This is a genomic window from Rhizobium sp. 18055 (genome assembly GCF_902706285.1).
Classification (GTDB): Bacteria; Pseudomonadota; Alphaproteobacteria; order Rhizobiales; family Rhizobiaceae; genus Rhizobium.
Genome location: NZ_CACSKD010000191.1, coordinates 1 through 480, shown reverse-complemented (window position 1 = coordinate 480; position 480 = coordinate 1). Strand labels below are relative to the sequence as shown.

The 480-nt window shown below is 67.9% G+C and carries 1 protein-coding gene; it reads left to right on the top strand.

Translation table 11 applies throughout. The annotated features are described in order from the left end of the window. Positions 1-480 (top strand): hypothetical protein (locus GVL52_RS30575; protein WP_200847980.1); only part of this gene is annotated, 480 nt, incomplete at both ends.

Below are 480 nucleotides of genomic sequence, written 5' to 3'. Positions count from 1 at the left end.
CATGGGCGCGATCGGCTTGCTCACGATGTGGATGTCAAAGAAGCGTCAGGATGCGGCTGCGTCTGCTGAGACGGAAGCTGCGACCAAGTCGTGGGCGGACGCACTCGACGAGTCCAAAGGCGCCATCACTCGCGCAGTGCGCGAGAAGGCAGCGAACGAGGCCGCCGACAAGAAGTTGATCACCGGTTTCGAGAAGCTCGGCGTCGCGTCGAACCAAGTGGTCGATGGCGTTCTCGGCCAGGGAGATGCGCTGGCGACGCTGCGCGGGGCGGCCCAAGGCCTGCCGGGTGTGCGCTGGGTGGACCGCACCGCCGACTTCTCGCAGCTGCTGGGCCACTACCGCAAGCTGATGGGGGGGCTGCTGCTGGTCGGCATCGTGCTGGTGTTCGGTGCGCTGTGGCTGCGCTACCGCCGCCAGGCCTGGCGCGTGTTCGCGCCGACCCTGATTGCCGGCGCGTTGACCCTGGGCCTGCTGGGCCT